This is a genomic window from Actinomadura rubrisoli, assembly GCF_004349215.1.
Classification (GTDB): domain Bacteria; phylum Actinomycetota; class Actinomycetes; order Streptosporangiales; family Streptosporangiaceae; genus Spirillospora; species Spirillospora rubrisoli.
Genome location: NZ_SMKU01000090.1, coordinates 20,561 through 27,866, shown reverse-complemented (window position 1 = coordinate 27,866; position 7,306 = coordinate 20,561). Strand labels below are relative to the sequence as shown.

Here is a 7,306-nt window from a genome sequence, read left to right as displayed (position 1 = left end):
CCCACCGGAACCGGCACCCGTGACCTGGCCTGGTGGCGCCTGGCCGCCACCACCCACGCCATCACCCCCGCCGCCGGAAAGACGCTCGCCCTGCTCATCGCCGTTGTGGCCGGTCTTGGGGCCGGGCTCGTGGTGGCGCTCGTGAACGGATTCGGTGCCGGGGTCGGAGTCTGGTTCTCGTCCGGACTCTGTGCCGGGACCATGATCGCAGTGACGGCCGAGGATTGGGCGCGCGAGCCCCCCGGTTATGCGGACATCCGCGTGCGGCAACGCATCGCCGGACTCATCCGGGAACTTGCCCTCAACCTTGTCTTTTGGCTGTTCACGCTCGGCCTCCTCATCGGGGTCCTGGCCGGATACAACAGTGGACTTGCTGCCGGGCTCAGGGCCTGGCTCATAGTCGGGCTTGGGTTCGGGCTCATGTCGGGGCTGTTGTTCGTGCCCCCGGACTGGGCAGAGACACCGGCGCACGCAGGTCACGCTCAAACCCCGATGAACAACTGGCACGCCGATCGAACCTTGAGCCTGTTCCGCTTCACCCTCAGCGGGTCGGTGATAGGGCTCGGGTTCGGACTCATGTTCTGGTTCGCTAATGGGCCGGCGAACGGACTCGCGGCACTGCTCGCGGCCGGACTCGTGAGCGGCCTCTCGTTCGGGCTCGGGATGGGACACCATCGAGCTTGGCTGGCGTATCTGGTCGCCACTCACCGGCTGGCGTGGGCCCGTCTGCTGCCGCGTCGGCTAATGCCGTTCCTGGACGACTGCCACCGCCTCGGCCTCTTGCGCGCAGTCGGCCCTCTCTACCAGTTCCGCCACGCCGAACTCCACGACCATCTCGCCGCCACCTATCAACCACCCGCCTAACCAAGCATGGATCGGGCCCGGCCGACGCCCGAGTCCCCGACCCAGGTCATTCCTCAGCTCAAGCCGATCTCCGGTCTCGTAATCCGCCTGCCGGCAGCGAGGTTGTCCGCCCACCGCCGCCGCTGTGACCGCCCGCCGTCGGCCACGGCGGCCATCAACCGCCAAATTCACGACCGTCCACCGCCAGCCCCAACTGGCCGCCAGCAAGACGGCGCTGCGCTCACCGAAATGTATGCCCGTGCAGGTGAGAGGCATAATGTCTGGCAGAGGGATTAAAGCGACCGGGCCGACCGCCGACCGTCCGCTCCGTCCGGCTGCTGGTAATGCGCATGGTGCGGGAGAATCCGAGCTGGGGCTACCGGCGGATGTACGGCGAACTGCTGGTTTCCGGCGTCACGGTCGCGGCCTCCATGGTCTGGGAGATCCTGAAGGACGCCGGCATCGGCCCGGTACCCGAGCTTTCCGCGCTCTGATCAGCAGCGCGCGCGACTGGAGTTGCAGAGTGCGAGGGACATCCGGGGAGCGTTACTGAAGGTCGTTTGTCGCGGGGGACATCTGATCACACCCACCGGCCTGAGCCCTCATCTCCGGTCCGGTCGCTCAGCCGGTCGGGGTGGCCCAGTTGAGTTCGTAGCCCGATCGCTGGAGCGCTATCGCCGTTTCCTGCATGTCGTCCTCGCGCAGTTCGCGCCACGTCCGGAGGAGGCGGATGATCGGGTCGGGAAGCGGCCCGTCATGGGATCGCTGCGGAGCTTCCCACCGGAGTCTGACTGTGGGCACACCGTTCACGACCTGTCCGGTTGGGACGGCTTCGAAGGGGTGCCTGTACAAAGTGTGCCGGTTGAATTGCGCGTCGAGCAGCATCAGTGCCATGGGGGCCGGATCCGTCCCCTGATCCAGTGCGGTCAAGAGATCGAGGTTCTCCCACAAGATCATTAGTCGGGTCATCTTCATCACCGACGGTAATGCGCCCAGGTCGCCTATCGCGGTGGCGGCGTCCTGACCGCGGTAGAACATTCGGCAGATCACGAACCCGATGTACGAGTGCTCCATGTCTTCGGCGAGCATATGGACTTGAGGCCGGGGAACTGCTCCGGTGGCGTGAAGCTCCGCTTTGCTCGCCTCGATCAGGACACGTGGCAGTTGGGAAGTGACGTCGGACACAATATTAATGCTACCTTCATTTCCACCGGCGCGTCAGCCGAAGTTACAGATTGCTTCATATGCCGATGTGGATATGACTCGCCCAGAGAGAGGGCTGCCGCGGGTGCTTTCGGCGCATGCCGCTCAGGGCGTCGCGGAGGGCGGCGGGCGCGCGGCGGGGATCCGGGTGGCCGCAGGTGAGTTCGGTGTAGACCAGTTCGGCGATCGCGGTGGCCGCGTCGTCGTCCACGGCCCAGAGGGTGCCGATGACCTGCGGGTATCCGGCCAGGTGGAAGGCGGACGCGATGTGGATGACCTCGTCGGCCAGACCGGTCGTCGAAACCGCGGTGTGGCAGGCGGAGAGATAGGCCAGCGCGGCCGAGTCGAGGCGCAGGCGGGAGATGGCGGCCGCGGTGAGCGGACGCCGCTCATGGTCGTGGAGCTGGAGGTGGCTGTTAGACGGGCTGGCAGCGGTGACGGCATGGCAGGCGAAATGCGCCCACGCACTGTGCTGGAGCGCGGCGGTGACGGTTTCGCTGGTGGCTTCCGGCCCGATGAGCACGTGCGGATCCGGTGCCCGTTCGGCGACGAAACTGGATTCGCGGAAGGCCTTGTGAATGGCGTCGGCATTGGGGGTTTCCGGCATTCCGACGACGAGCGTCCGAGTGGATGGTCTGCCGCCGGCCATCGTCCGGGCATGGGCCAGCGCGCGAATGGACGGAGTATAGGAGCAGACCGCTCGGACGAGCATCGATTCGCCGGTCGCCTCGTCACCGGCCGCGTGCAGTGGGAGAAAGCCGAGCAGGCCCGTGGGAATCCACCACATTCGCTGGTCGGGCGCGGGATCAGCGATGTCGAGGACGGGAACGCAGACGTTCTCCCACACCCACGACAAGACTTCCGAGAGGGTCCGCTCTCCGCGTTCGTGGACATTACGAAACCGGGATCGGCAGTCGGTCGCCAGCGCGGTCAGGAAGCGGTTCACGTATCCGCCGACGGTGGCGGGAGTGAGCTGCGGCAATGATCGCAGCCGGAGACCGCTTCCGGTGAGAATCAGCGCGTCGCTGCGGTAGGCGCTGACGTTGACGACGACGATGGGGCCCTGACCGGCGTGGACGAGGAGCTCCGCGGCCCTGGGCGGCAGCAGGAAACGATCCATGCCCGGCAGCGCGCGGACGGTGGCGATGACCGACTCCAGTTCGTCGGCCAATTTCCGGCGGCCGTCCGGCTGTTCGCCGTCGTCGTTTTCCAGCCGCGTGCTGAGCCATTCAAACCGGTCCGCCAACTGAGGATCCCGGTCCCGCAGCGCGGACATGTCGGTTCGGACATCCAGCGCCTGCGCCATCAGCACGGTCCGGCCGAGTTCAAGCAGTTCCAGCGCCCGATCGGGAGAATTCATCTCCACCGCCAGCGCGGCGGCGTCGCTCGCCAGACCTCCGTACCGGCCGAGCCAGTACTCGGAGTCGTGGCGGTGGAGGGTTCGCGCGGCGAGCAGCGGCAGCAGCTCGACGGCGGTGGCGTAGCCGTCGAGGGCGAGTCCGGTCCGGCCGGCGGCGGCCGCGATGTCCCCCCAGCGGCGGGCGGCGTCCACGCGGCCCCGCACCGATGACGTCGGGTCTGCCGCCGCTATCCGGAACAGCTCGATCGCCTCGGACAGCGCGGCTTGATCACCGAGACCTTCATGACGTGATCGGTGTATCTCCGCCAGGGTCCGCAGGAATGTACCGCGTCTCGGGTCGTCGTGGGCGACGGAGTCCAGCGCGTCGCGGACCAGCTCGACGGCTTCCTCCAGCTGGCCGAACTCGGCCGTGTGGGAGCTTCTGGCATCAAGGACTTCACCCAGGACTGACAACACCGTCGGACGGTGCGGATGCGTCGCGGGAGCTTCGGCGAGAGCCTCCCGCAGGAGCGTCTGTGCTGCGTCCAGCTCGGCTGCATTCGAGGTCAGCGCGTAGCGCATCTGGTGAAGCAGGCTGAGGTTCGCCAGATGGTTGATCCGAAAGGGGTGCCCGGCCGGGACGTCCTTGACGGCGTCCCGCGCTACGGCGAAGGCCTCGTCGAGCGCGGCCTCGTCGCCGGTGCGGTCGAACAGGGCGCGCAGCGTCCCGGAGAGGTTCAGCTGGTAGATCGTGCGGTCCGCGTGGTCGAGGGGCGCCACCGCCAGGGCGCGGCGCTCCGTCCGGGCGGCCTCGCGCAGCGATTCCAGTTCGCCCGTCCGCCAGTAGCGGGCCTCCAGCGCGCGTCCAAGGTTGGTCAGCCTTGCGGCGAGCATCCAGCCGGACGAGGTCGTGTTCGCGGTCGCCGACCGGCCCAGCTCGATGGCCTCATTGAGTACCGCGAGGTCGCCGGTCCGGCTGTATTCGCTCTGCAGCATGACGCCCATGGACATGGCGACGACCTCACGGCGCGGATCGAGGACATCGAGCGCGTCGAAAGCCCGGCGGGACGCGGACAGGGCCGCGGCCAGGCTTCCGGCGGCCCCGTCGGCCAGGAACGACGCGTGCAGCGCCCAGGCGAGGTTGGCCAGGCAGGTCCCGTGATTCGGGTCGCCGTCCGGGATCACGTCCACGGCCTGACGGCCGACGGTGATCGCTTCGCTCAGCGCAGCGGGCTCGCCGGTCTGCTCATACCAGGTCCGCAGCGCGGTGCCCAGCACGTTGAGTCGCTTGGCCGGCATCCCGCCGTCAGGGAACGGTGCGGCATCATGGGCCGCGCGCACCGCTTTCCGCACATCGTTGAGGTCGCCGTTGTTCTCGTAGCGCAGTTGCAGCACCAGGCTGAAGTCGACCAAATACAATCCGCGCCGCGGGTCGTGCTCCGGCATCGCCGCCAACACTTCGCGCAATGCCCGGCACGCGCGTTCGACCGCTTCGGGCTCGCCCGAAGCCAGCGCCGCGCCGACGATATGATGGACGTTCTCGGAACTGAACTGAGAATCGTTGCGGCCGGCCGGGACATAGGTGTAGCCGCCCTCTTCCAGTTCCTCCACGGTGGCCACGAAGTCGTCCGGGAGGAAGTCCCGCCAGATGTCGAGCACTTCGATGATCAGCCCCGGCAGTGCCGGACGTTCCGCGGTGTGCGGCTCCCCCCACCGAATGTCGGACGACGAACCCGAGCCGGTCATGACCTCGAACGGATACCGGGTCACACTGTAATCGTCGACTGCGGCGTCAAGGAACATCAACGCGCGCCCTTCCACCAGGTCCGGCGCGTCGAGCGAGATCAGTAGATCGGCCTGCTCCCATACGATCAGGACCCGGCTCGCGGGAAGGGTGGACGGCGGGTAGCCGAGCCCGCGAACGGCCCACGCGGCGTCATCGCCCCGATCAAATTCCCGGGCCACCACGCAGCCCGCATAGGAGAGGTCGGAATCCCCGGTGAACATGTGCACCTGGGGCTGCGGGACGCTCGCACTCTCGTGCAGGCTCGTCCGGACGGCCCACAAGACGGACTCGTGAACGGCGGCGACTATCTCGGATAAGTTCATCGAATCCCGCTACCCCGCGCTTACTGGTGCCCGCCGCTATCGTCGCGCTCGACGGCCGACAATGCCTGGACGATCCGTTCGATGTCGCGAGCCGAATAGTTCTCCGCCTCGGCCAGCCCGGCCTCGTCGACCTGAATCCGTTTTCCCTTGTGGCGGTCAATGAACTTCCGCACCGCCACCCCCGCGGCGGCCCAGGCGGCGGCGTTACCGGCCGTAGCGACCACGGTCGTGAGCACATCGGTGCCGGCGCCGCGGACCTGCCGCTCGTCCGGGACGGCGGCGACACCCTCTTCGACCAGCAGCGACAGCAGTTCTTCCGCTTTGGAGGACGTGACGACGAACTCCACCGCCCCGGGTCCGTCGGCTCGCTGCCAAACCAGGACCAAGTCGTGCGCGTTACCGTCTTCGTTCCGAGCCACCCGATCCCCCTTGTGATCACCAGGATGATAGCCGATCCTAGTGCTCAAGGCGATGTCCGCAAAGGCATTCCATTGAAGGCGCGCATGTGGTGAGCCTATCGCCGTCGTGCCTCGTCGAGAGGATCAGTGAACCCATGCCGGAGGAAATGCCAACGGCCGCGGAGACCGCGGCCAGGTTACTCGATCCGTCTTTTTCGCCGCAGGCTTTCACACCGCAAGGCGCCGACTCAAGCGTTCGGGCCAACACGATATGGCACGGCTCGTTCGAAGCGCTGAAGAAGGTGGGTCTGCGCCAGGGAACGGCGGTCCGCGCGCGTGATCTGACGGCGGTGCTGAGCGGCCGCCACGTTCGCACAGGCGCGCCCGTCCTGCCTGCCGGTGAGGTCTTCGACCTCACTTTCAAGGCCCCGAACTCCCTGTCCTTCCTATGGAGCCGGCTCGCGCCCAGCCAGCGCGCGGACATCGAAGACGCGCTGCTGGACTGCTCGGCCCTCATGCTCACCCGGCTCACCGCGGACCATCCGGTGATCAACGGCATTCGCCCGGCGCGGTCGCTCGTAGCGTCGCTGGTCCTGCACGCCGTCGGCACGCTGTCGGCGGCGGACGGCAAGATCCCTCCGATGCTCCACGTCCATTGCTTCCTGTTCGCCGTCCTGGACGAAACCGGAGCCTTGACACAGCCGGACGAAGCCACGTTGTACGACGAAGAAATCCTCACCCAGTGTGACACCCTCGGCGAAGAAGCCCTCGCCCAAAGAATGGTGGGGCTGGGACACTCGATCATCCCCACCGCCGGCAACGCCGAACACTCCTTTGAAGTAGCCGGTGTCCCCCAAGAACTGCTTGACGACCACGAACTCTGGCAGAACACCGGCTGCGCGGTCGCGAGCCTCGACTAGGCGACGCTTCCGGCGAACCAGCTCACGACGGCGGTGAGGCCGATGGCGATGGCGAGGACGCCGACACCCAGGACGGACAGGTGCAGCGCCGGGACGGTGAGCTGGTCGTGTGCGCCGCACAGCAACCGGGTGATCGCGCTGGACCACACCACAAGTGGCGCCGCTGCGGCGGCGGGGGTGGATTCGAAGGAGATGCTGGGTCATCCCAGCATCGTGCTGACCGCCGACACCTACACCAACGTGCTCTCAGGTCGCGCGGACCGCAGCGAAGAAGACCGCCACCCTGCAGTTGCACGCCGCCGGCATCGTGCCCGGCACCAACCGCCGCCGCGGCAAGGACCCGGTCCGCCGCCAGCGGCGCGCCCCACGTGGCGGACGGGACCGGCTGCCACGCTGGCACATCGGCCGAGCGAGGGCCACACGCCGTCCGGCTCCCGAGCTCGACCGCTCGGGTAAATCCAACGGGCCTTCCTAGGCGCCGCCACGTGACTCAG

General features: G+C 67.5%; 7 protein-coding genes. 3 read left to right on the top strand and 4 right to left on the bottom strand.

Translation table 11 applies throughout. The annotated features are described in order from the left end of the window. Together E1298_RS48205 and E1298_RS18710 are read left to right on the top strand one after the other, a co-directional pair. Positions 1-864: hypothetical protein (locus E1298_RS48205; RefSeq protein WP_207944712.1), on the top strand; the 864-nt coding region annotated here is incomplete at its 5' end. Between the two features lie 323 nt (positions 865-1,187). Continuing rightward, a complete protein-coding gene (locus E1298_RS18710; RefSeq protein ID WP_207944711.1) occupies positions 1,188-1,337 on the top strand; it encodes a hypothetical protein in 150 nt (49 codons plus the stop codon). Between the two features lie 127 nt (positions 1,338-1,464). On the opposite strand, the gene E1298_RS18705 is transcribed toward E1298_RS18710, so the two are convergent. From E1298_RS18705 to E1298_RS18695, 3 genes are all read right to left on the bottom strand, one after another. Beyond that, a complete protein-coding gene (locus E1298_RS18705; RefSeq protein ID WP_131894942.1) occupies positions 1,465-2,028 on the bottom strand; it encodes a hypothetical protein in 564 nt (187 codons plus the stop codon). A 55-nt stretch (positions 2,029-2,083) separates the two neighbouring features. Next, positions 2,084-5,392, bottom strand: coding sequence for a CHAT domain-containing protein (locus E1298_RS18700; protein ID WP_131894940.1), 3,309 nt, complete (start codon positions 5,390-5,392; stop codon positions 2,084-2,086). 122 nt (positions 5,393-5,514) lie between these two features. Further along, positions 5,515-5,841 (bottom strand): hypothetical protein, encoded by a 327-nt coding sequence (locus tag E1298_RS18695; RefSeq protein WP_131894938.1) that lies wholly within the window; start codon positions 5,839-5,841, stop codon positions 5,515-5,517. Between the two features lie 206 nt (positions 5,842-6,047). On the opposite strand from E1298_RS18695, the gene E1298_RS18690 reads away from it, so the two are divergent. Further along, entirely contained in the window at positions 6,048-6,812 is a 765-nt protein-coding gene (locus E1298_RS18690; RefSeq protein ID WP_131894936.1) for a relaxase domain-containing protein, read from the top strand. Here the strand turns inward: E1298_RS18690 and E1298_RS48200 are convergent. After that, on the bottom strand, positions 6,809-6,964 hold the full coding sequence (locus tag E1298_RS48200; protein ID WP_165975538.1) for a hypothetical protein: 156 nt from the start codon (positions 6,962-6,964) through the stop codon (positions 6,809-6,811). The two genes, E1298_RS18690 and E1298_RS48200, sit on opposite strands and share 4 nt — an antisense overlap. Positions 6,965-7,306 lie beyond the last annotated feature (342 nt).